This is a genomic window from Hymenobacter jeongseonensis (assembly GCF_015694725.1).
Taxonomy (GTDB): domain Bacteria; phylum Bacteroidota; class Bacteroidia; order Cytophagales; family Hymenobacteraceae; genus Hymenobacter; species Hymenobacter jeongseonensis.
Map to the genome: position 1 here is coordinate 24045 of NZ_JADQDQ010000003.1, position 20916 is coordinate 44960.

Here is a 20916-nt window from a genome sequence, read left to right on the forward strand (position 1 = left end):
CCCGCCGCTTAAGCTGCGAGAGCAACGAAAAGCCCCGCCAGAAGCTGGCGGGGCTTTTTTGTGGGTGTTGTTTCGTAAAGCAGACTACCTTGTGATGTGTTAGTATACTTCTAAATCCACCGTTTTCCTGAACGCAAGTTCTGCTAGGCTGACCAACCAGTTGGACATGGCTACCCGCGCCCGGGTGCTGGCCTATTTTTCTTCCATATCTTAGCCCGCCGGAAGGACTCGCCTTTCTGCTTTTGCCGCCCGCCATATGCCCCTGCTCCAGTTCTACGCCCATCTGTTGTTCCGGGCGGCCGCGCTGCTCACGGCGGGGCTCGCCTTGGCCTGCCTCGCGGTCATCAACGTGCTGGGTGGGGCCCTGCCGGGCGTGGAACTGAACGAGCTAGTGGCCCGCGCAGCTACGGCGTTGCACCGCGACGCCTGCCGGCTGCTGGCTTCGGCCCGGGCCCGCAAAGCCCTGGAGCCCACTGTTTCCAGGTCCGGCGACGCCGGGTAAGCCCCGTTTATTGCCAGGAAAGAGCTTGTTAGCATCCCCGTAGAGGCCAGAGCGAAGGTAGCATTAGCGCGACCAGTCGGCTGACATATTCCTCCTTTGAATTAACTAATAACATAAAGAGCCGACTAACTCTAAATGGTCGGCCCGAGTTTAAGAAACTCGTCTACTAATCAAAGTTTAGGAAATGCTGGACGAGCATGAGTTTCCTGAACTTCATTACCGCAAATCAAAAAGCCCCGCCAGACACTGACAGGGCTTTTCGCTGCATCATGTTTCGGTGGGGTATTCGTCTGGTGGGGGAGGGTGACTGGGTAACCCACGCCGCCCGCCACGCCTACCGGGCTAGCGGCCGCCTTTCTGGCATTTAATTACATAGAAGGGCTGGCTCTCGCTCACTTCGGTAATGTCGACCAACCCCGCCGGGCCAAACTCCGCGCGGATGGATTCCCGGTCATAGAAATAGAGTTTCGCGCCCGGCACCAGCTCGTACCGGTCGGGGCCGAGGCGGGTGCCTTTGCCATAGGTAGGCGCCGCTTTCGAAATGGCGGTAAACACCATGTAGCCCGGCTCCGCCAGCTGGCGGTAGCAGTCCCGGATTAGTTTCGCCCGCTCGTCGCTATCCAATAAATGAATGAGGGCATAGCAAAATATCCCCTCGTAGCGGCCGTCGTCAAACGGCATATCCGTCACCGAGCCGTGGTAGATGGGCATGGCCGGGCCGTAGTGCTTGCGCGCCATCGCAATAGCGGCTTGCGAAATCTCAATTCCGGTTACCGCCATGCCGCTCTCGCGGAATACTTGCGCATTGCGCCCGTAGCCAATGCCGGGAATCAGCACGTTTTTCACCCCTTGCTGCACGAAAAAATCCCGGGTCAATGCAGCGGATTTGGCAGGCTCAAAGCCCCACATTTCCTCCTTTTCAAGAAAGGCGGATTCCCAAAATTCCGGTTTTTCGTTTTCGGTGGGCATGTGGAGTTGTTTGAGTAGAAATCAAAAGAATGTCATGCTGAGCGCAGCGAAGCATCTCGCGTGTGGTAGTAATCTAATTGCAAGAAAAAGGTTAGCGGTAGCACGCGAGATGCTTTGCTGCGCTCAACATGACCGATAAGCAAATTTCGGAAAAGCCCCGCACGTACCTTTGCCCCGTGCAACAGTTAGAATCCTCCCTCAAAACCGCCCTGCAAACCGCCGCTCAGGCAGTTTTTGGCCTTGAAATCCCCGCCGCCAGCCTCACGCTCCAGCCCACGCGCAAGGAGTTTGCCGGCAGCTTTACCCTCGTCACGTTCCCGCTCACCAAGGCCTTTGGTAAGGGGCCGGAGCAAATCGGCCAGTCCCTGGGCGAGTGGCTGAAAACGAACGAGCCCCGCGTGAGCGGCTACAACGTGGTGAAAGGCTTCCTCAACCTGGAAATAGCCGATTCGGAGTGGTTGCAGGTATTCAACCAGTTGCGCGCCCAGCCCGCCAGCGCACCCGTGGCCACCGATGGCCCGCAGAACGTGGTGGTGGAGTATTCCTCACCCAACACCAACAAGCCCTTGCACCTGGGCCACCTGCGCAACAATTTCCTGGGCTACTCGGTGGCCGAGATTCTGAAGGCCACCGGCGCCACCGTCACCAAAGCCAACCTGGTGAATGACCGCGGCATCCATATCTGCAAGTCGATGATTGCCTACCAGCGCTTCGGCCACGCCGAAACGCCGCAGAGCGCGGGCCTGAAGGGCGACCACCTCGCTGGCAAGTACTACGTGCTGTTTGAGAAGCACTACCGCGAAGAAATTAAGCAGCTCGAAGCCGAAGGCGTGGCCACCGACGTGGCCAAGAAAAGCGCCCCGCTCATGGGCGAGGCCCAGCAGATGCTGCAGGCCTGGGAAGCCGGCGACGAAGAAGTCGTGAGCCTCTGGCGCCGGATGAACGGCTGGGTCTACGAAGGCTTCGATGAAACCTACAAGAACATCGGCGTCGATTTCGATAAGTTCTACTACGAATCTGAAACCTACCTGCTGGGCAAAGAGCGGGTAGAAGAAGGCCTCCAGAAGGGCGTGTTCTTCAAGAAAGAAAACGGCGCCGTATGGGTTGACTTGCAGGCCGAAGGCCTCGACGAGAAGCTTTTGTTGCGCGCCGACGGCACCAGCGTCTACATTACTCAAGACCTGGGCACGGCCGAGCTGAAATACCAAGATTTCGGTTACGATAGCAGCATCTACGTCATCGCCGATGAGCAGAACTATCACATGCAAGTGCTGGAAGCCACGCTCAAAAAGCTGGGCAAGCCTTACGCGGAAGCCATTCACCACCTCAGCTACGGCATGGTGGATTTGCCCTCCGGCAAAATGAAATCCCGCGAAGGCACCGTGGTCGATGCCGATGAACTAGTGCGCGACGTAGTGGCCGCCGCCAAAGCCGCCACTCTCGAAAAAGGCAAAACCGAGGGCCTGTCTGATACCGACCTGGAGGAACTGTACCACATGCTGGGCCTCGGCGCGTTGAAGTATTATCTGCTGAAGGTGGACCCCAAGAAGCGCATGCTCTTTAATCCCGAAGAGTCGGTGAGCCTGGAAGGGCACACGGGGCCGTTTATTCAGTATTCGCACGCCCGCATTGCCGCCATTCGGCGCAAAGCCGCCGAGTTGGGCATTGCCGAAACAGCGGACTGGAACACAATCGCCAGCCTCGAAGCCACCGAGCGCGAGCTAGTGCAGGAACTGGCCCGCTACCCCGCCGTGGTGGCCGATGCGGCGCGCAACCTCTCGCCCGCCGTGGTTGCGCAGTACGCCTACGACTTGGCCAAGGCCTACAACCGCTTCTATGCCGAAGTCTCCATTTTTCAGGAAACCGACGTGGCCAAGCGCAGCCTACGGGTGGCCTTGTCGGCCCGCGTGGGCGAGCAGATAAAGGCCTCACTAGGCCTGCTGGGCATTCAGGTGCCCGAGCGCATGTAGTGTATGTAGCGTGGACTCTGCGAGTCCGCGCTGGAGCCGCGCCATTCGTTCTATCACGCGCGGACTCGCAGAGTCCACGCTACAGTTTATTTCATGAAAAGCATTGCCGTTTACTGTGGTTCCAGCGCCGGAACCAACCCGCTTTATGTTGCGCAGGCGCAAGCCCTGGGCGCCGCCATGGTAGCCAACGACCTCACGCTGGTGTACGGCGGCGGGCGCGTGGGCCTGATGGGCACCATCGCCGATGCGGTGCTGGCGCACGGCGGCAAGGTTATCGGGGTGATTCCTGATTTTCTGGCCAACAAGGAACTGGCGCACCTGGGGTGCACAGAACTGCACGTGGTGAAAAGCATGCACGAGCGCAAGCTCCTGATGGCCGACCGCGCCGATGCGTTCGTGGCCATGCCCGGCGGTTATGGCACCCTCGAAGAGCTATTTGAAGTGCTGACCTGGGGCCAGTTGGGCCTGCACAGCAAGCCAGTGGCCGTGCTGAACGTGGACGGCTACTACGACCACCTGCTCCTCGCCCTCGACCGCATGCGCGACGACCAACTCCTGCGCTCCGAAAACCGCGCCCAACTCCTGCAATCGGCCGACCCGGAGGAACTGCTGGCCCAGCTGGTCGCCTACCAGCCCGTGCAGCTCGAAAAGTGGCTCACGCCGCCCACCACCTAAACTCACTCCGGCCCAAAACCCTGCCGACGGGCGCGCGGTTAGGCAGGCAGCAGCTTCGGCTTAGCATTTCCAACCCATGAAGAAAATCATTCCCCTCACCCTGGTTCTGGCTGCCTCCGCGGCGCTGTACTTGGTGGCCAAACCCACTCAACCCGTTCCCATGACTACTTCCGCTGAAACCACGGCCCCGGCTTCCGTTTACGATTTTACCGTAAAATCCATTGATGGCAAAGACGTGCAGCTGAGCCAGTACAAAGGCAAGAAATTGCTGATTGTGAACACGGCTTCGGAGTGCGGCTACACGCCCCAGTACAAGGAGCTGGAGCAGCTCTACAAGCAGCATGGCGACAAGGTGACCGTGCTCGGCTTCCCCGCCAACAACTTCGGGGGCCAGGAGCCCGGCACCGAAGCCCATATTGCCTCGTTTTGCGAGAAGAACTACGGCGTGACCTTCCCGCTGTTCAGCAAGGTATCGGTGAGTGGCGCCGACACCGCGCCACTATTCAAATTCTTAGCCGATAAGAAGCAGAATGGCACCGTGGACAGCGCACCGTCGTGGAATTTCTGCAAGTATCTGGTTGATGAAAACGGCCGGGTGGTGAAATTCTACAAATCAGACGTGAAGCCCTTGAGCCCCGAACTGCTGGCCGACATCGCGAAGTAGTTGCTGCCGGTTTCTGATTTATTTATACCGTCGTTGCCCTTCATGCTGAAAGCCCGTCATACAGAGCGCAGCGAAGCATCTTGCGTGTGGTAGTAACTCAATCGTTTGGTTTAGTTGTAGCACGCGAGATGCTTCGCTGCGCTCTGCATGACCTTCTGCGCTCAACTGCCGGGCTGTTTTAGGCTCTATTAATACACGATATGTCGCCCTGGATTTCTGCATTTCGACCCCGCACCTTGCCGCTGGCTTTGGCCAGCATTCTCACGGGCGGTTTTCTAGCGGCGGCGGCGGGCCAGTTCAATGGGTTGGTAGTAGGCTTGGCTGCCCTGACCACAATCCTGCTGCAAATCCTCAGCAACCTCGCCAACGACTATGGCGACTCCCAAAACGGCGCCGATAGCGTGCACCGCCAGGGCCCGCAACGCGCCGTGCAAAGCGGGGCCATCACCCCCGCCCAAATGAAGCGCGGCATGCTGATTTGTGGGCTGCTGTCGCTCGCCAGTGGCGTGACGTTGCTGTGGGTATCGCTAGGCGCGGCGGGCTTGGGGCTGTTCTTGGCGTTTCTGGCACTGGGTTTGGCTGCCATTTGGGCGGCGGTGAACTACACAGCAGGCTCCAATCCGTATGGCTATGCCGGTTTGGGGGATATTTCGGTGTTTATATTTTTCGGCCTAGTGGGCGTGTGCGGCACCTACTTTTTGCAGGCTCGGACGCTACCCTTACCAATTCTATTGCCGGCCGCTGCGTTGGGTTGCTTTGCTACGGCGGTGCTGAACGTGAACAACATCCGGGACATCAACTCCGATGTGCTGGCGGGTAAAATCACCATCCCGGTGCGGCTCGGTCCGATTCATGCCCGGCGCTACCACTGGCTGCTGCTGCTGCTGGGCATGGGCTGCGCCACGGTGTATGTGGCCCTCACGTACCATTCGCCTTGGCAGTGGCTGTTTGCGCTGGCCACCCCGCTCTTTGTGTTCAATGCCATCCAGGTGTGGCAGCGGCAGGATTCCATGCAGATTGACCCGCTGCTCAAGCAAATGGCCCTGAGTACGTTGGTGTTCACAGTGCTGTTTGGGGTAGGCCAGGTGGTGGGGTAGGGTGCAGGAGGCACCTGGGGTTGGGAAGATTAGGGATTGAACTTGCCGATAGTGTGGAATGTGCGTAGCTTACCGGCAAAATTCACCTTCTTCATTTTAACCGGCGAGGCTTCGTCACTCTCTACATTCATGGGAATTACCCAACCTCTACCACAAACCGAACAAGCTGAGCAACAGCAGGCTGTGGAACAGCTGTTTCAGCAAGCTGCTAAGCAGATGCACGCGGGCAAGTCCGATGACCAAATCCAGGCCTTGCTGGTTGGGCAAGGCGCCAGCGAAGAAGGCGCGCAAGCCGTTATCAGCGAACTGCGTCCCGAATACCACAAAATATACCAGGAAGCCGCTCGCAAAGACATGCTGCACGGCGGGCTGTGGTTGGGCGGCGGCCTGCTCGTTACGGGCGTAACCTACGCCATGGCTGCACCGGATGGCGGGTCGTACTTCATGACCTGGGGCGCCATCATTTTTGGCGGTTTTCAGTTCGTGAAAGGCTGGGTGCGCTCTATGAAGAATTAATACTCAAAACGAAACGGCGACACCGCCCCAACAGCAAAAAGGCGGCTCCATGTAGAGTCGCCTTTTTGCTGTCTGCTTGGTTCTAAGCTGGGGTTATTGTGGCAGTTGCCTCGCCGTTGCCTTCGGGCTTGGGGCCGCGCTTGCGGTTGCGGCCGCCGCGGCTCCGGCGGCGCTCGCCTTCGGCGCGGGCTTCCTGCGATTCGCCTTCTGCACGAGGGGCACGGGGCTCGCGGTCTTCACCTTCCGGGCGCGGTTCGCGGGGCGGGCGTTGTTCTCCTTCGGGGCGGGGAGCGCGCGGCTCACGTGGCGGGCGGGCCTCCCCCTCTGGGCGTGGGGAGCGCTCGGGGCGGGGGCCGCGGTCGCGGCGCTCTTCACCTTCGGCACGGGGAGGGCGCTGGTAAGGCACGGTGGGCGCGTGGCCGGCATCGAGCGCTGCGAGAGCGTTTTTGGCGTTGGCCATGCGCTCGATGTGCTTGGGGTCTTTGGGGTCGGGGGCATCGCGGCGGGGCGGGCGGCCGCCGTCGCGGGCACCATCCCGGGCGCCGTCGCGGCCTCCGCCACCTTCGCGGCGCGGGCCGCCGTCACGCGAACCGCCGCCGCTACGACCACCCCGCTCCGGGCGGCCACCAATCTTGCCACCGAGGCCGGCGAAGCGTTTGGGGTCAAACTCTGGGGCCGGGCCCAGGCCCAGCTCCTCGGTGATGCTCTTCTTTTCGAGGTCGCGCTCGATGAGCTTTTCAATCTTCACCACCCGGTCCTGGTCTTGGTCCGAAATGAAGGTGATAGCCGTGCCTTTGGTGGCGGCGCGGGCCGTGCGGCCGATGCGGTGAACGTAGTCCTCGGCGGCGCGCGGGATGTCGTAGTTCACCACATGGCTCAGCGAGTCTATATCGATGCCGCGGCTCAAGACGTCGGTGGCCACCAAGATGGGGAACTGCTTGTTTTTGAAGGCGCGCATGATTTCCTCGCGCTCTTCCTGGGTGCGGTCGGAGCTAATGCCCCGGGCCTCGATGCCGAGCTTGTTCACCGCCTTCACGATGCCGCCCACGGCTGCTTTCTGGCTGGTGAAGAGCACCATGCTCTGCACGTCCTGCGTTTTGATGATGTGCTCGAGAACGTAGATTTTCTGGCGGTCGAAGGCCATGTACATCTGCTGGTCGATGCCGGCGGCGGGCTTCGACACGGCCAGGCGAATCTCCTCGGGGTTCTGGAGAATCTGCTGCGAGAAGTCGCGGATTTTGGTCGGCATGGTGGCCGAAAACAGCAGCGTCTGCCGGTTTTTGGGCAGCTGGCGCACGATGTTGAAGATGTCATCGGAGAAGCCCATGTCCATCATCTTGTCGGCTTCGTCCAGCACCAAGTACTTGATTTGGTCGAACTTCACGTAGCCCATTTGCAGGTGGGCAATGAGGCGGCCGGGCGTGGCGATGATGATGTCGGCCCCAGAGGTAAGGGCGCGCTTTTGCTGCTCCCAGTTCTCGGACTTGCCGCCGCCGTAAATGGCTATCGAGCTGGCTTCCACGTAGTAGCCGAAGCCCATCACCTGCTCGTCAATCTGGGTGGCCAACTCGCGGGTGGGCACCAGAATGAGGGTGGTGGTGTGGCCGTGCTTGGCGTGCGAAATCTTGTCGAGCAGCGGCAGCAGGTAGGCGGCCGTTTTGCCGGTGCCAGTTTGGGCGCAGGCAATGAGGTCTTTACCGTCGAGGATTTTGGGGATGGCCTGCTCCTGAACGGGGGTGGCCTGCAGGTAATTCATGGCGTCGATGCCAGCCAGCAGGTCGTCGTGGAGGTTAAATTCGTGAAACGTCAAGGTTCAGCTAATAAGAATTTGTAAAGGGCTGACCTTAATGCTTTGGCCAGCAAACCGCTTGATTTGAGGTAAAGATACGGCGGGCAGGGCGCAGGTTTCTAGCGAGTGGAAGCTGCGTAAAAAGAACGTCATGCCGAGCGCCGCGAAGTATGACGTTCTTTAAGCCGCCCATCCACCAAACCCCAGCTTAATGCCCGCCCTCGACCGTTTTTCTACTCAAGCCGCCGACTATGCCCGCTACCGCATCCATTACCCCGTGGAACTCTACGACTGGCTGCTGCCCCAGGTAACCAGCCGGGAACGGGCCTGGGACTGCGCCACCGGCAACGGCCAGGTAGCCGTAGTGCTGGCCGACCACTTTGTGCGCGTTGATGCTACCGACCTCAGCGAAAAACAGTTGGCGCAAGCCCCTCCGCGTCCCAACCTCCACTACCAAACAGCCCGCGCCGAGCAAACGCCTTTTCCTGACCAGCGCTTCGACCTCATCACCGTGGCGCAGGCCGTGCATTGGTTTGAACACGAGGCCTACCACCGGGAGGTGCGGCGCGTGGCCCGGCCGGGCGCCGTACTGGCCGAATGGGGATATGGACTGGTGAATATCAGCCCCGAAATCGACCCGCTTATTCGGCACTTTCACGATGTAGTGATGGGGCCGTATTGGGACGCCAACCGGTGGCACATCGACGAGGAGTATGCGCGCATTTCGTTCCCGTTTGCTGCCGTGCAGCGGGCCCACTTTGCGGTGCGCCGGCAGTGGTCGGCCGACTGGTTTTTGCAGTACCTGCGCACGTGGTCGAGCGTGGCCAAATACCAGCAGGAGCGGAGTGAAGACCCCGTGGCCCTAATTGAAGACGCCGTGAAAGAGAAGTGGGGCGCTGGCGAGCGGGAAGTCGTCTTTCCGGTGTTCGCGCGGGCTGGGCGAGTAGAATAATCGGCAACCGCCCGCGTTACACGGCCTCACAAACAATAGTTCTATGACCCTATTGGCTACCCAAATCCGGGCGGTACTGCTTTTTTACCGCACGGTGGCTCCTTTTATGCTGGGTGTATCGGCCTTGATATTGCTTGCGGTGCTGCTGCCGGCCATGCACGAGGGCTGGGGTGGGGGCTTATTGCCCGGCCTGCTGCTCACCAAGCTGGCGACTGCGCCGGTGGTGTGGTACCTATCGGAGCAGCTGCGGCCCGACCAGTACTGGTTCTATTTCAATTTGGGCGTGTCGCGGAGGCGATTGTGGGGTAGCGTGGTGCTCCTAGACGCCCTGGTGTTTCTGGGCGGCGCCGTGGCCTTGCGCGCCAGCTTAGCATGAGCGCCGTGGCTTGGAATCCGGTTGGCCCGCAGGTGCTGGAAGCCGATGGCATTCGGGTGGCGTTTGGCCAACGGCAGGTGTTGGCCAATATTTACCTGCAAGTGAAAACGGGGCAGATTGTGGGTTTGCTGGGCCGCAACGGCAGCGGCAAATCGGTGCTGCTCCAAACCATTTTCGGGGCCCGGTCGGTGGCCGATGCGTCGGTGCGGGTAAACGGGCACCGCATGGTGCCGGCTTTCCACCAGCGGGGGCTCCTGAACTACCTGCCACAAGTGCCGCTATTGCCGCCTGCGTTGCCGCTGCGCCAGGCTGCCCGCATGCTAGGAGTCAACTTGGATGAAGCCACCGCGAGCTTTCCCGCACTTCGGGCGCAGTTCGATTATCGCTCCGGCGAGCTGTCGGGTGGTTCGGCACGCCTGCTGCAAACCCTGCTGCTGTTGCATGCCAATACCGCTTTTTCGCTGTTCGACGAGCCGTTTTCCGGCGTCATGCCTGTGCACATCGAAACGCTGGCCGAGGAGATGCAGCGCCTCAAGCAGCGCAAGGGCCTGCTCATCACCGACCACCGCTACGCCGAAGTGCTGCCGCTCTGCAACGTGGTGTATTTGCTGCACCAAGGCCGCTTGCTGAAGCTGGAGGGCGACGTGAGGGAGCAGCTGCGGGACTACGGCTACCTCGCTCATTAGCCGGGCGGCGGCTTGGTTGGCAAGCCAGCGGCGTATTTTGCAAGCCAATGACTAAGCAACTTCCTTTCGCCGGCCTCCGCATTCTGGAACTGGCCTCCGTGCTGGCCGGCCCGCAGGTAGGCCAGTTTTTTGCTGAGCTGGGGGCCGAGGTGCTGAAGATTGAAAGTCCCAATGGCGATGTAACGCGCACCTGGAAAACAGCCGCCGAAACAGCTACTTCAGCAACTGGGGAAGCGTCCGTTTCGGCTTATTTCGCGGCATCCAATTGGGGCAAGCAGTCGCTGGTACTGGACCTGACCACCGCAGACGCTCAGTCCATTCTGCTCCGCTTGGCTACGGAGGCCGACATCGTGCTAGCCAGCTACAAGCCCGGCGATGCCGAGAAGCTCAACGCCGACTACGCCACTTTATCAGCCCAAAACCCGCGGCTTATCTACGGCCACCTCACCGGCTACGGCCCCGCCAGCGCCCGCGCCGGCTACGATGCCGTGCTCCAGGCCGAAGCGGGCTTCATGTACCTAAACGCCCCCGGCCCGGGCCAGCCGGCGCAGAAAATGCCCGTGGCCATGGTGGATTTGCTGGCGGCCCACCAGCTGAAAGAAGGCTTGCTCACGGCCTTATTCCAGCGCGAGCGAACGGGGCAAGGCGCCTTGGTGCACGTGAGCCTGCTGGAGAGTGCATTGTCGGCTCTGGCCAATCAGGCGGCTACTTACCTCGTTACAGGCCACGACCCGCAGCCGCTGGGCTCGGGCCACCCCAGCATTGTGCCGTATGGCACCGTGTACCGCGCCAGTAATGGCCGGCAACTGGTACTGGCCGTGGGTTCAGATGGCCAGTTTCGCCAGCTTTGCGCGGCGTTGGGCCAGCCCGCTTGGTCAACCGACAGTCGCTTTGAAACCAATGCCGCCCGGGTGACGCACCGCGCCGAACTGGAAGCCTTGCTGACCGAGCGCATTGCGGCCGTGAACGGCGATGAGTTGCTGGCTGAGTTGGAGCGCCGCGCGGTGCCGGCCGGGGCGGTGAACACCGTAGGAGAAGCTTTGTCTCTGCCCTCTGCCGAAAGCATGTTGCTGCCTGTTGGGGCAGGCAATGGCGCCGGGCTGCGCACCGTGGCCTTTCATAGTTCGACTTGGGCCGTGGCCGTGCAGCTATCTGCTCCACCAGCTTTGGGCAGCCCGCCGCAGTCAGGCTGAATTGCCACTAATTGGCTGGTTTTGCAACTAAGGCTCTGCTTTCTTTCGTACCTTTTGATAAGCAGCACGAAAACGCTGATGGCGCTGCTTGTTCTGCTTACTTTTAGCTGTAATCCTTTGCACGTCCAGTTTCCGGGGCGAAGCACTATCCTTTTCGCATGGCCAAGTCATCTCCCAACCCCAAATCCGTGCCTGGGCTGTTCACCGCCGCTGAAACCGCTGGTAATGTTGCCCACACCAGTGCGGAGGCTCCCGCTCCGGCCAAAAAGCCCGCCAAGGCCCGCAAGCCCAAAGTCGCGGCCGAACCCAAAGCGGCCCCGGATTTGGCCCACAGCGGCGCCACTGCCACCGACAACCGCCCCACCGCCGAAGCCGGCTCGCCAACGGAGGCCCCGGCCGACCGCCTTGACCAGATTTTTGAAGGTCTCAAGCAAAAATCAACCGCCAAGCAAGCCATTTTTCGCAACACCCAAGCCGCCTTCGATTGCCTGCGGTTGGTAACCCAAGAGTTGGTGGTGGAGCTGTCGCGCAAGCTCACGATGCTGGATGCCAGCGTCGTCATCGAGTATCGACCCATCAACGAGATGGAATACCACATCAAGTTTTCGGGCGATTTGCTGGTGTTCATCATGCATTCCAATGTGGTCACTTTCGCCGATGACTACGGCCCGATGAACAGCGCGTATGTGAACGAAGACTTTCGCCGGCGCTTTTTTGGGCACATCATGGCCTACAACTTCATGGCCGATAGCATTAAATACCAACGCCTGAACGACCCGGGCTACCTCGTGGGCCGCCTGCTCGTCAACATCGACAACCATTACTACCTCGAAGGCGTGCAGCAACTCGAACTGCCCGACAACGACATGTCGGACAACAAAATCACTACTGAAGCCATGCGTCTCTTTGTGGAAAGCGCCATGATTGCCGCCGTCAACAACGACCTGATTGCCCCGCCCTTGCCCGAAATCCAGAAAATCAGCGTCAAACAGAAACTGGAAAACCAGCAGGTGAGCCGCGGCAGCAAAGTCGGCTTCAGCTTTTCGGCGCAGCAGCAGCATTTCTAAGCTCGTTGGCGTTGCGGGCGGCGCGCAGCCACCCAACCGAAGGCCCGCAACTCGCTTCAAAAAAGCAAAAGGCCATTTGGCTGGCTGCGACAAGGGCGCAGGCGGTTTTTACCGGCCGTACCCTACTTTTTGTCGGACTTTGGCCAGCACGCCCGCGCCGTATTCCTGCGCGCGGCGGGCACCAATGGCTAGTTTGGCATCCAACTCAGGTAGGTTGTTCATGAAGAACGTGAACTGCTCGCGCTCCGGGGCGAACCGGCGCAGAATCAACTCATACAGCTCTTTTTTGGCGTGGCCGTAGCCGTAGCCGCCCGCTTCGTAGTTGGCGCGCATGGTGGCCGTTTCCTCGGCTGTAGCCAGCAGGGAATAGAGCTTGAAAGTGGTGTCGGTTTCGGGGTTTTTGGGGGCCTCCAGCGGTGTACTGTCCGAGACGATGGTTTTGATGGCTTTCAGGAGTTCCTTTTCGGGGGCAAATACGTCGATGATGTTGCCGTAGCTTTTGCTCATTTTAGCGCCATCGGTGCCAGGAATTGTCATCAGCTCGGCATCGACGCGGGCCTGGGGTAGCACGAGTGTCTCGCCGTAGCGCGTGTTGAACGCGTGGGCAATGTCGCGGGCTATTTCCAGGTGCTGAATCTGGTCTTTGCCCACCGGCACGATTTCGGCGTCGTAGAGCAAAATATCGGCCGCCATGAGCACCGGATAGGTGAACAGGCCGGCATTCACGTCCGACAATTTATCGGATTTGTCTTTGAACGAGTGCGCGTTGGCCAGCATCGGGTACGGCGTGAAGCAGCTCAGGTACCACGTCAGCTCCGTGACCTGCGGCACGTCGGACTGCCGGTAGAATAGGTTCTTCTCCGTGTCAAAACCGCAGGCCAGCCAGGCGGCGGCTACCGCGTAGGTGTTGGCCCGCAGCAGCTCGGGGTCGCGCACGGTGGTGAGCGAGTGCAAGTCAGCAATGAAATACAGCGAGTCGTTGGCCGGGCTTTTCGACAGCTCGATGGCGGGAAGGATGGCGCCGAGCAGGTTGCCCAAGTGGGGGCGGCCGGTGCTTTGGATGCCGGTAAGAATGCGGGACATGGGGATGGGAAAACAGAATTAATTGGTTGGGGTAGCCAAGTCTCGATAAGCCAGACCCGAATTCAGCGCACGTACGATAAAAGGCAACTCGTTCACGGAAATCGTTTTGCCTTCCACGAGCTTAATTAAATCGGGGCGGCTTGTGAGGTGGGGCAGTAGGTCCTCGCGGAATTGCTTACCTGCCCCCGTCCAGCCATTACTAGAAATGGAGTAAAGGGTGGGGTCTTGCGCTTTACGCAGGAAGTAAATTGTTTGAGTAGAAGCCATGCCTCCCGACATACCTCCGTTTGCACCAATCATCATGAGCGAACTGACGGTGTTTTCGTAGCGCAAGAGGGTCACTCTACCGCTATCAAGTTGCTCCACAAAAGCATGCTTTACTTGGGTGTCGGACCAGGTACCACTTATGGTAAAGCCCTTCACAGCGATGTACTTCTGTCTGCCAATGCGGAAAGAAGAAACCTGTTCGGGAGACAGCTTTGTTTTTTTACCGTCCGGTTGCTTGACTACAATTTGGTGAGCATCTCGGATTCGAAGCATCGTTTGGTACCGCGTGGTGGGATTATTGGCCAGCACATAGGAACCGTCGTAAAATTCGTTGAATTGAGCCCATAGGAGTTGTGGGAACAACAAGGCTACAAGTAGTAGAAAAAAGCGCATCTGGGGAAGGGTAGAAAGTTAAGATGGATTGAGGGTTACACTTACACACTGGCGTTCGCAGTCGCTTCCTGCTGCAACTCTACAGTTTCCTCTTTGCCCAAGTACTTGTCAATCAGAAAGTGCGCCAAGTATAATACCGGCGTGAGCAAAATAGCCGCCGCGAACTTGTACCAGTAATTCGTGTTGGCCACGCTCACCACCTGGTCCAGTGTCCAGTTGCCGAACAGGTAAAACGCCACGAACAGCACCACAAAGGAATCGACCAACTGCGAAACCAACGTAGAGCCCGTGGCCCGCAGCCACACAAAGCGGCCCCCGGTAGCCTTGCGAATGGCCGCAAAAATGGTGGCATCGAGCACTTGGCCCACCCCGAAAGCGATGATGGAACCGGTGATAATGCCCAGCCCCTGCCGAAAAATGCTCTCGTAGGCGTACTCAATGTTGAACGGCCGGCCTTGGTCGTCGGTCTTGTTCACGTCCAGCCAAAAATCGGCCGGCGGCAAGGTAGTAGTCAGGTAGATAACCCCGAAGGCAAACAGGATAAGCGCCACCGTGAGGTAGCTGATGCGCAGCACCCCGGCCTTGCCAAAATATTCGTTGATGATGTCAGTCGTCACGAACACCACCGGCCAGATGAGTACCCCGGCCGTGAGGTTGCCAGGCATTCCCAGGAGCTTATCGGCCGAGAAAATCTTGACCCCGATTATTTCCGCCAGCAGCGCATTCACAATGAATATGCCGCTGAGAACAAGGTAAAGCTGCTGCTTTTTGTGGGCGTAAGTGGCCATGCCGTAGGAACGCGCCGTGGCGCGTGTGGTCGTTGAACAAATGAGGGTAATCGGTTGCGCGGAGGAAACGGCCCTCCCGGCTGGGTTTGGCCACTGAACGCGCCGGGGCGCGTTGCTACAAGCTCACCACAAGCCCTTCCGTGGCAAGTGAGGTTTCGGCAAACACGGTGTGGGCTTCGTGCAGCAGCGGCTCCAGGTTCTTGTAGCGGCTGGAGAAGTGGCCCAGCAGCAGGTGCTTCACGTCGGCAGCGCGGGCCAGCTGCGCGGCCTGGCGGGCGGTGCTGTGGTGGGTTTGGGCCGCCCGTTCCCGCAGGTCTTCCAGAAAAGTGGCTTCGTGGTAGAGCAGGTCGGCCCCGCGAATGAGGTCGGCGAGGGCGGGCGTATAGAGCGTGTCGGAGCAGAAGGCGTAGCGGCGCGGCGTGGGCGGCGGGCCCGCCACGTCGGCGTGGCGCAGGCCGGGCCGCTGGTCGTCGGCGGGCAGGTCTTCGCCCTGCGCCAGGCGGGCCAGCTGTTCGGGGCGAAGGCCGGCGGGCAGTTTTTCTTTCAGCAGGTTGGCGCGGCGCGGCTTTTCGGCAAATAGGTAGCCGGCGCACGGAATGCGGTGGCGCATGGGCAGCGACGACACCGTAAGGTGCTCATCTTCATACACCACGGCGTGAACTTCGGTATTCACCGCCGTAAACTCCATGGCAAACCCCAGCTGCATATTGGAAACCCGGGCCTGGGTGGTGAGCACCTCATCGAGCCCGGCCGGCCCAAGGATTTGGAGTGGCTGCGTCCGCCCCTGCAGGTGCATGGTGCCCAGCAGGCCAAACAGCCCAAAGTAATGGTCGCCGTGCAGGTGCGAGATGAAAATGGCCCGCAGGTGGTGGGGGCGCACCCGGTATTCCAGCATTTGCCACTGTGTGCCCTCGCCGCAGTCAATCAGATAATTGTGGGCATCCACCGTGAGCACCTGCGCCGTGGGATGGCGGGCAAGAACTGGAGTGGCCGAAGCCGAGCCCAAAATCTTCAACTCAAAAGTCAAGGGTGCTGGTCGTTAATGGCGCGTGGTCAGCTTTCGAAAAGAGTGGAAACAAAAGTTGGTTGTCCGCTGCCAGCTTCAACAAACTGACAACGGACAACCAACCCCTGACAACTCAAAAAAACTACTCCTTATCCGTCAGGTCGCGCTCGATGGCGTGCAGAAACACGCGGTCAATGCCTTCTTCTACCGTAGGCAGAATGTGCAACACCGACTCCAGCTTGCTGATGGTGATGAGTTTGAGCACGTGGTCTTGCAGGCCGGTGAGGACCAGCAGGCCGCCGGTGGAATTGCACAAGCGGTTGGCAATAAGAATGGAGCTGAGGCCCGACGAATCCGTGTATTTAACGTTGGTTAGGTCGAGAATCAGGTTGTTAATGCCTTCGGCGTTAAGCTTCACGAATTCCGATTTGAGGTCGGGCGCAACGGTGGTGTCGAGCTTCTTTTCCTCAATGGTAATAATGGTGTAGCTTTCTTTTTTATCAATCGTGTACTTCATACAACGTAGGCAAGGAGGGTAAGAGAACGGCGAAGGTAAAGAAAAAACCCAAAATTTGGGGCGAAGTTGGCTAATGTTTTGCGGCGGGCCTATGGGCGGCCGAAGGCGGCCCCGCAAACGTTAGCGAGGCCCAGGTGGACTGCCAGTCGGCGCGGTCGCGCAGCTTGGCCGGCGCCTCCGTCATGCTCACCGTGGCCAGCAGGTACGGGCCGGGGCCGGATAATCGTAACAGCACACGCCCGTTTTGGTTGGAACGGACCGTGAAATGAGTAGTTGGCAAGCCGCCGGGCTGGCGCTGCCATATCTGCACGGCCGCGCCCCGCACGGGCTGGCCCGCTCGCAACACCCGTACCGTGAGTGCCTTATCAGTTGCGAGGCGATACGGGTTTTGCTCGGGCACCAACTCCAGCGGCAAGCCATACACTTTGCGGCAGGCGCTGTCGGTGGCGGCGGGCGTGGCCGCTGCTTCGCCTACCTGTACCAAGGCTTTGGCGCAGCGGCGGTAGGTTTCGCGGCCGGGAGTAGCCTGCTGGTCCCGCTCCTGGCGTAGCTGCAGGGTATAGTCCAGGCCCGCTTCGCGCAGGTAGGCGGCAAACTCGGTGGCGGGCAGCTCGACAAACGAATTGGTGGAGCGCAATAGTACCACGTGGGTACCGGGGTAGGCAAAGGTGAACGCCGTGCGGAAGGTATCGGCCGGGGCGAAGCCGCGAACGGGCGTGAGGTTGGTGGAGTCGGCCGGGGTGGGGCCGTAGCGCACCAGGCGCATCACCTTTTCAGCTTTTTTAGTCCACGGTCCGCCTGTAAAATTATCCCCGATTAGTGGGCGAATGCTGATGGTCTGACCCGCTTGCAGCTGAAAGCTCGCCGCCTCAAGCCAGAACTCGCGGCCCACCGCCGTAAGGCCGACCATCACCAGCACAGCGGCAGAAATAACTATTTTCATGTTCGTTGACGCCGGATGCATGACCGACCGTTAGGCAAAATTTCGGGCGGCGCGCAATAAAAGCTACTTTCGCTCCAAGGCCAGGCTGTACGCCCGGTCGTAGTGCACGCGCAGGTTCTTCCAGTCGAAGAGTTCGGCCGAGCTTTCCACGGCGTTGCGCTGCATGATGCGCTCGCGGCGGTTGAGCTGCACAAAATCCCAGAGCATGTTGGTGAGCTCCTCGGCCGACTCGTCGAAGGATTTTTCCTGACGGTGCACCACAAAAATGCCTTTTTGCTCGGGGTCGGGAATGGTTTGGAGCACGTAGTCGCCAAAGCCCGACAGGTCCGACGTGATGGCGGGCACGCCACGAGCCACGCATTCGAGCGGGGTATAGCCCCAGGGCTCGTAGTAAGAGGGAAACACGCCGAGGTGGCAGCCGCGCACGAATTGGCCGTATTCCATGCCCAGCAGCGGCGACGCCGGCGACACAAAATCGGGGTGGTACACCATTTTCACTCGGTCGTGCTGGTTGTTGAGCAAGTTGGCGCGGCGCATAAAGTCCAGAATGTCATCGTCCTGGTCGTTCACCAGGTTGTGGGTGATGACGGGGGGCAGGGCCTTGGTTTTCCAGCTTTGCAGCGTGCGGCGGTAGCGCAGCTTCCAGTAGTCGTCCACCATCGAGCCCAACTCGGGAAGTTTGTGGTCCTGGCTGGCGGCGGCGGCATAAAACAGGCGTTCGCCCACCTGGCGCTCAATGGCTTGGCAGGTTTCGTGCACCTCGTCCAGCATGGCGCGGCGCTCCAATACCTGCGGGTTGATGCTGGTGAAGGGACGTTTGGTGATGAAAAACATCACCACCTGGCCTTCCAGGCCGCTTTGCTGCAGGCGGTGGTTGAGGCGGGCCAGGGCTTCGAGGGTCAGGTCGAAGCCTTTGTTGTGGTACTCGTAGCGGCCCGAGGTGAAGAAATACAGCGTCTTGTCCAGGTCGAAGGCGTACGACTGGAAGAAGTGGGCCATCACGAATTCGTGAATTTTGCCCTTGTACTGCTGGTGCAAGTTCTGGAATTCGTGGAGGGCTACAAACCGCTCAATGTTAAGCCCGTTGGGCAGCACCGCATCCGGAATTCTGTCCAACAAATAAATGCATTCGCGCACCGTGAGCTCGCTCACCGTCGTGAAAACGTGGCTGCCGTGGGCAGCAGCGCGCTCCATGCGCACGGCCGGCTCGATGTTGAATTTTTTCGCCTCGGCTTCCCAATTCACCCACATCAGGTGGTCGTAAAAATTGGGGTCGTTCATGGCCAGGTAGCGGCCCAGCAGCGTGGCGTGGGTGGTAAATAGCAGGTGGGCAGGCACTTGCAGGCGGCGCAGTTCCGGGATGGCCAAGCCGGTCATCCACTCGTGGAAGTGGCCCAGCAGGCGCTGCCCCGCCTCCACTTGCGCAGCCAGGTGCTGGAAGAAAATCGTGGTCAGGTGGCCAAAGGCGATGACTTGGTGCAGCAAGTCGTCGTTGTCGGGCGCCGGAATGCCGTGGCGCTGCCAAAGGTCGGCCTTGAGCTGGCCGAGCTGCTCGTAGAACTGGAAAGGATTGATGAGCACGACGCGGGGCCGCCCCGTCACGAGCCAAGTGCCGATGTGCACGTCGTAACCCTGGGCGCGCATGGTGCGCACCGCCGCTCCAAACGGGTCCGAAGCCGTGTGCAGCGTCAACTCATCCATCGGCTCAAATTCGCCCTGCGCCTGGTTGGGAAAGTAAGGGCCCAGCAGGCAGTATCGGTCGCCCCAGGCGGGCACAGTAGCCGGCACTTTGGAACGAATAACGGTGTAAATGCCGCCTACCTGATTACAAACTTCCCAAGCCACCTCCACCAATAAAGCATCGGGAAACAGGACATCGGGGGCATTGGGCGTAGGCTGCATACGGATGGGAGGCAAAAGGACAGGAATTGAACGCGGCGAAAGGTAAGCCTATGATTGGTTAGAAGCCACTGCAAACGATTTTTTTTAATTTACGGGGTTAGCAGTGGCCGTTTCTCGGCCTCAAAACTTCGCGCCGCGCCGGCTGTTACCCGCACTTCAATTACATTCCCCTTATTCTCTCCCGCCACCCATGGCCGATTCCACGAACATCCTCGCCCTCGAACAGCCCATTCTGCCCGTGCTCACGCAGCGCCGCAGCCTCCGGGCCTACACCAGCCAGCCGGTCAGCGCCGATGTGCTCAAGCAACTGTTTGTCGCCGCGTCGTCAGCGGCGTCCTGCTTCGGCGAGCAGCCCTGGCGCTACCTAGTGGGCACGCGCGAAAGCAGCCCCGAGGCGTATGATAAAATCCTGACGAGCATGGGCGAATTCAACCAAGTGTGGGCCAAAGCCGCGCCGGCGCTGGCGGTCAGCATCGCCAAGCTGCACTTCTCGCACGACGACAACCCCAATGCCTGGGCCAAGCACGACGTCGGCCAAGCCACGGCCACCCTCGCCATTCAAGCCACCGAGTTGGGCTTGCAAATCCACCAAATGGCGGGCTTTTCCGTGGATAAAATCCGCACGGCTTTTAACATCCCCGCCGGCTACGAGCCGGTGGCCGTGTTCACCATTGGCTACCCCGGCGACCCCGCCAACCTGCCCGAAGGCCTACGAGACAAAGAAACCGCCCCCCGCGTGCGCAAGCCGTTGGCCGAGTTCATGTTCGAAGGCGCCTGGCCCGGTGTGGAGGATGAGCGCTACGACCAGGCACCCGTTTAAATAAATGGCTATTCCAGTCAATAATCTTTTTATATTAGTAGCTAACAATCAAACTGTTCAGCTATGAAAAACATAGGGATTCTAGGCTCGGGAATAGTGGCCACCACCTTGGGCGATGGCTTCATCAAGCAAGGCCACGCCGTGATGCTGGGCACCACGCACCCGGGCAAGCTGGCCGAGTGGCAGGCCAAAGCTGGCCCTGACGCCCGAGTGGGCAGCATGCAGGAAGCGGCCGCTTTTGGCGAACTGCTGGTGCTGGCCGTGAAAGGCAATGTGGCGGTGCACCTGCTGCGCACGCTCGATGCCCAAGCCTTGGCGGGCAAGACCATCATCGACGCCACCAACCCCATTTCCGACACTCCGCCGGAAAACGGGGTGCTGCACTTTTTCACCAACTTCGACGAGTCGCTGATGGAGGAGTGCCAGGCGGCCGTGCCCGGTGCCCATTTCGTGAAGGCCTTCAGCTGCGTGGGGGCGGGCCTGATGGTACAGCCAGACTTTGGCGGCGTGCAGCCCAGCATGTTCATCTGCGGCAACGCCGCCGCCGCCAAGGCCGAAGTGGCCGAGGTGGTGCGCGCCTTTGGGCACGAGCCCGAAGACATGGGCGGCGCCGAAGCCGCCCGGGCCATCGAGCCGCTGTGCATTCTGTGGTGCATTCCGGGTTTTCGGTCCAATGAATGGGCCCACGCCTTCAAAATGCTCAAGAAATCCACGCTGGAGTTCGCCGCCTAGCAGGAGCGA

22 protein-coding genes are annotated in these 20916 nt (G+C 59.9%); 13 read left to right on the forward strand and 9 right to left on the reverse strand.

Annotated features, from left to right (window positions below; genetic code table 11):
• Positions 1 to 256 precede the first annotated feature (256 nt).
• A complete protein-coding gene (locus I2I05_RS07025; RefSeq protein WP_196281536.1) occupies positions 257 to 502 on the forward strand; it encodes a hypothetical protein in 246 nt (81 codons plus the stop codon).
• 342 nt (positions 503 to 844) lie between these two features.
• Here I2I05_RS07025 and I2I05_RS07030 read toward each other — a convergent pair whose 3' ends face one another.
• Positions 845 to 1471 carry a class I SAM-dependent methyltransferase gene (locus tag I2I05_RS07030; RefSeq protein WP_196281537.1) on the reverse strand — a complete coding sequence of 209 codons (627 nt, stop codon included), beginning with the start codon at positions 1469 to 1471 and terminating at the stop codon, positions 845 to 847.
• A gap of 128 nt (positions 1472 to 1599) precedes the next feature.
• Between I2I05_RS07030 and argS the strand changes: the two genes are divergently transcribed.
• From argS to I2I05_RS07055, 5 genes are all read left to right on the forward strand, one after another.
• Positions 1600 to 3441 (forward strand): arginine--tRNA ligase, encoded by a 1842-nt coding sequence (gene argS / locus I2I05_RS07035; protein WP_196281538.1) that lies wholly within the window; start codon positions 1600 to 1602, stop codon positions 3439 to 3441.
• Positions 3442 to 3534: 93 nt separating this feature from the next.
• Entirely contained in the window at positions 3535 to 4116 is a 582-nt protein-coding gene (locus tag I2I05_RS07040; protein ID WP_196281539.1) for an LOG family protein, read from the forward strand.
• Positions 4117 to 4192: 76 nt separating this feature from the next.
• Complete coding sequence (locus tag I2I05_RS07045; protein WP_196281540.1) at positions 4193 to 4780, forward strand: glutathione peroxidase; 588 nt, start codon at positions 4193 to 4195, stop codon at positions 4778 to 4780.
• 200 nt (positions 4781 to 4980) lie between these two features.
• A complete protein-coding gene (locus I2I05_RS07050; RefSeq protein WP_196281541.1) occupies positions 4981 to 5877 on the forward strand; it encodes a 1,4-dihydroxy-2-naphthoate polyprenyltransferase in 897 nt (298 codons plus the stop codon).
• 129 nt (positions 5878 to 6006) lie between these two features.
• Positions 6007 to 6393 carry a hypothetical protein gene (locus I2I05_RS07055; protein WP_196281542.1) on the forward strand — a complete coding sequence of 129 codons (387 nt, stop codon included), beginning with the start codon at positions 6007 to 6009 and terminating at the stop codon, positions 6391 to 6393.
• Positions 6394 to 6475: 82 nt separating this feature from the next.
• Here I2I05_RS07055 and I2I05_RS07060 read toward each other — a convergent pair whose 3' ends face one another.
• Complete coding sequence (locus I2I05_RS07060; RefSeq protein WP_196282016.1) at positions 6476 to 8149, reverse strand: DEAD/DEAH box helicase; 1674 nt, start codon at positions 8147 to 8149, stop codon at positions 6476 to 6478.
• Between the two features lie 244 nt (positions 8150 to 8393).
• Here I2I05_RS07060 and I2I05_RS07065 point away from each other — a divergent pair, with 244 nt between their 5' ends.
• The 5 genes from I2I05_RS07065 to I2I05_RS07085 all read left to right on the forward strand — a co-directional run bounded on the left by I2I05_RS07065 (position 8394) and on the right by I2I05_RS07085 (position 12456).
• The gene (locus I2I05_RS07065) at positions 8394 to 9134 is read left to right on the forward strand and encodes a class I SAM-dependent methyltransferase (RefSeq protein WP_196281543.1); all 741 of its coding nucleotides are present in this window, start codon (positions 8394 to 8396) and stop codon (positions 9132 to 9134) included.
• Between the two features lie 43 nt (positions 9135 to 9177).
• A complete protein-coding gene (locus tag I2I05_RS07070; protein WP_196281544.1) occupies positions 9178 to 9510 on the forward strand; it encodes a hypothetical protein in 333 nt (110 codons plus the stop codon).
• Positions 9507 to 10196: an ATP-binding cassette domain-containing protein gene (locus tag I2I05_RS07075; RefSeq protein ID WP_196281545.1), complete on the forward strand. Its 690-nt coding sequence runs from the start codon at positions 9507 to 9509 to the stop codon at positions 10194 to 10196. Before I2I05_RS07070 ends, I2I05_RS07075 begins: the two co-directional genes overlap by 4 nt.
• A gap of 47 nt (positions 10197 to 10243) precedes the next feature.
• Positions 10244 to 11389, forward strand: coding sequence for a CaiB/BaiF CoA transferase family protein (locus I2I05_RS07080; RefSeq protein WP_196281546.1), 1146 nt, complete (start codon positions 10244 to 10246; stop codon positions 11387 to 11389).
• A 158-nt stretch (positions 11390 to 11547) separates the two neighbouring features.
• The gene (locus I2I05_RS07085) at positions 11548 to 12456 is read left to right on the forward strand and encodes a hypothetical protein (protein ID WP_230688210.1); all 909 of its coding nucleotides are present in this window, start codon (positions 11548 to 11550) and stop codon (positions 12454 to 12456) included.
• Between the two features lie 108 nt (positions 12457 to 12564).
• Here I2I05_RS07085 and trpS read toward each other — a convergent pair whose 3' ends face one another.
• The 7 genes from trpS to I2I05_RS07120 form a co-directional block, all read right to left on the reverse strand.
• Positions 12565 to 13539 (reverse strand): tryptophan--tRNA ligase, encoded by a 975-nt coding sequence (trpS, locus tag I2I05_RS07090; RefSeq protein ID WP_196281547.1) that lies wholly within the window; start codon positions 13537 to 13539, stop codon positions 12565 to 12567.
• 18 nt (positions 13540 to 13557) lie between these two features.
• Positions 13558 to 14199: a hypothetical protein gene (locus I2I05_RS07095; protein WP_196281548.1), complete on the reverse strand. Its 642-nt coding sequence runs from the start codon at positions 14197 to 14199 to the stop codon at positions 13558 to 13560.
• Positions 14200 to 14240: 41 nt separating this feature from the next.
• Complete coding sequence (locus tag I2I05_RS07100; RefSeq protein ID WP_196281549.1) at positions 14241 to 14987, reverse strand: queuosine precursor transporter; 747 nt, start codon at positions 14985 to 14987, stop codon at positions 14241 to 14243.
• A 115-nt stretch (positions 14988 to 15102) separates the two neighbouring features.
• Positions 15103 to 16014: a ribonuclease Z gene (locus I2I05_RS07105; RefSeq protein WP_196281550.1), complete on the reverse strand. Its 912-nt coding sequence runs from the start codon at positions 16012 to 16014 to the stop codon at positions 15103 to 15105.
• Positions 16015 to 16135: 121 nt separating this feature from the next.
• On the reverse strand, positions 16136 to 16510 hold the full coding sequence (locus I2I05_RS07110) for an STAS domain-containing protein (protein WP_046246220.1): 375 nt from the start codon (positions 16508 to 16510) through the stop codon (positions 16136 to 16138).
• Between the two features lie 70 nt (positions 16511 to 16580).
• On the reverse strand, positions 16581 to 17453 hold the full coding sequence (locus I2I05_RS07115; protein ID WP_196281551.1) for a DUF4198 domain-containing protein: 873 nt from the start codon (positions 17451 to 17453) through the stop codon (positions 16581 to 16583).
• Positions 17454 to 17516: 63 nt separating this feature from the next.
• Positions 17517 to 19355, reverse strand: a complete 1839-nt coding sequence (locus tag I2I05_RS07120; RefSeq protein WP_196282018.1) for a glycosyltransferase — start codon at positions 19353 to 19355, stop codon at positions 17517 to 17519.
• Positions 19356 to 19545: 190 nt separating this feature from the next.
• Between I2I05_RS07120 and I2I05_RS07125 the strand changes: the two genes are divergently transcribed.
• Both I2I05_RS07125 and I2I05_RS07130 read left to right on the forward strand, forming a co-directional pair.
• Complete coding sequence (locus I2I05_RS07125; RefSeq protein WP_196281552.1) at positions 19546 to 20175, forward strand: nitroreductase family protein; 630 nt, start codon at positions 19546 to 19548, stop codon at positions 20173 to 20175.
• 63 nt (positions 20176 to 20238) lie between these two features.
• Entirely contained in the window at positions 20239 to 20907 is a 669-nt protein-coding gene (locus I2I05_RS07130; protein WP_196281553.1) for an NADPH-dependent F420 reductase, read from the forward strand.
• Positions 20908 to 20916 lie beyond the last annotated feature (9 nt).

Excerpts from the sequence above, each read along its gene's own strand:
- I2I05_RS07080 (WP_196281546.1), top strand. The coding sequence starts at position 10,244 with ATGACTAAGCAACTTCCTTTCGCCGGCCTCCGCATTCTGGAACTGGCC.
- argS (WP_196281538.1), top strand. The coding sequence starts at position 1,600 with ATGACCGATAAGCAAATTTCGGAAAAGCCCCGCACGTACCTTTGCCCC.
- I2I05_RS07045 (WP_196281540.1), top strand. The coding sequence starts at position 4,193 with ATGAAGAAAATCATTCCCCTCACCCTGGTTCTGGCTGCCTCCGCGGCG.
- I2I05_RS07115 (WP_196281551.1), bottom strand. The coding sequence starts at position 17,453 with ATGAAAATAGTTATTTCTGCCGCTGTGCTGGTGATGGTCGGCCTTACG.
- I2I05_RS07100 (WP_196281549.1), bottom strand. The coding sequence starts at position 14,987 with ATGGCCACTTACGCCCACAAAAAGCAGCAGCTTTACCTTGTTCTCAGC.
- I2I05_RS07120 (WP_196282018.1), bottom strand. The coding sequence starts at position 19,355 with ATGCAGCCTACGCCCAATGCCCCCGATGTCCTGTTTCCCGATGCTTTA.
- I2I05_RS07130 (WP_196281553.1), top strand. The coding sequence starts at position 20,239 with ATGAAAAACATAGGGATTCTAGGCTCGGGAATAGTGGCCACCACCTTG.
- I2I05_RS07070 (WP_196281544.1), top strand. The coding sequence starts at position 9,178 with ATGACCCTATTGGCTACCCAAATCCGGGCGGTACTGCTTTTTTACCGC.
- I2I05_RS07050 (WP_196281541.1), top strand. The coding sequence starts at position 4,981 with ATGTCGCCCTGGATTTCTGCATTTCGACCCCGCACCTTGCCGCTGGCT.
- I2I05_RS07085 (WP_230688210.1), top strand. The coding sequence starts at position 11,548 with ATGGCCAAGTCATCTCCCAACCCCAAATCCGTGCCTGGGCTGTTCACC.
- I2I05_RS07030 (WP_196281537.1), bottom strand. The coding sequence starts at position 1,471 with ATGCCCACCGAAAACGAAAAACCGGAATTTTGGGAATCCGCCTTTCTT.
- I2I05_RS07060 (WP_196282016.1), bottom strand. The coding sequence starts at position 8,149 with ATGAATTACCTGCAGGCCACCCCCGTTCAGGAGCAGGCCATCCCCAAA.
- I2I05_RS07095 (WP_196281548.1), bottom strand. The coding sequence starts at position 14,199 with ATGCGCTTTTTTCTACTACTTGTAGCCTTGTTGTTCCCACAACTCCTA.
- I2I05_RS07025 (WP_196281536.1), top strand. The coding sequence starts at position 257 with ATGCCCCTGCTCCAGTTCTACGCCCATCTGTTGTTCCGGGCGGCCGCG.
- I2I05_RS07110 (WP_046246220.1), bottom strand. The coding sequence starts at position 16,510 with ATGAAGTACACGATTGATAAAAAAGAAAGCTACACCATTATTACCATT.
- I2I05_RS07055 (WP_196281542.1), top strand. The coding sequence starts at position 6,007 with ATGGGAATTACCCAACCTCTACCACAAACCGAACAAGCTGAGCAACAG.
- I2I05_RS07065 (WP_196281543.1), top strand. The coding sequence starts at position 8,394 with ATGCCCGCCCTCGACCGTTTTTCTACTCAAGCCGCCGACTATGCCCGC.
- I2I05_RS07075 (WP_196281545.1), top strand. The coding sequence starts at position 9,507 with ATGAGCGCCGTGGCTTGGAATCCGGTTGGCCCGCAGGTGCTGGAAGCC.
- trpS (WP_196281547.1), bottom strand. The coding sequence starts at position 13,539 with ATGTCCCGCATTCTTACCGGCATCCAAAGCACCGGCCGCCCCCACTTG.
- I2I05_RS07040 (WP_196281539.1), top strand. The coding sequence starts at position 3,535 with ATGAAAAGCATTGCCGTTTACTGTGGTTCCAGCGCCGGAACCAACCCG.
- I2I05_RS07125 (WP_196281552.1), top strand. The coding sequence starts at position 19,546 with ATGGCCGATTCCACGAACATCCTCGCCCTCGAACAGCCCATTCTGCCC.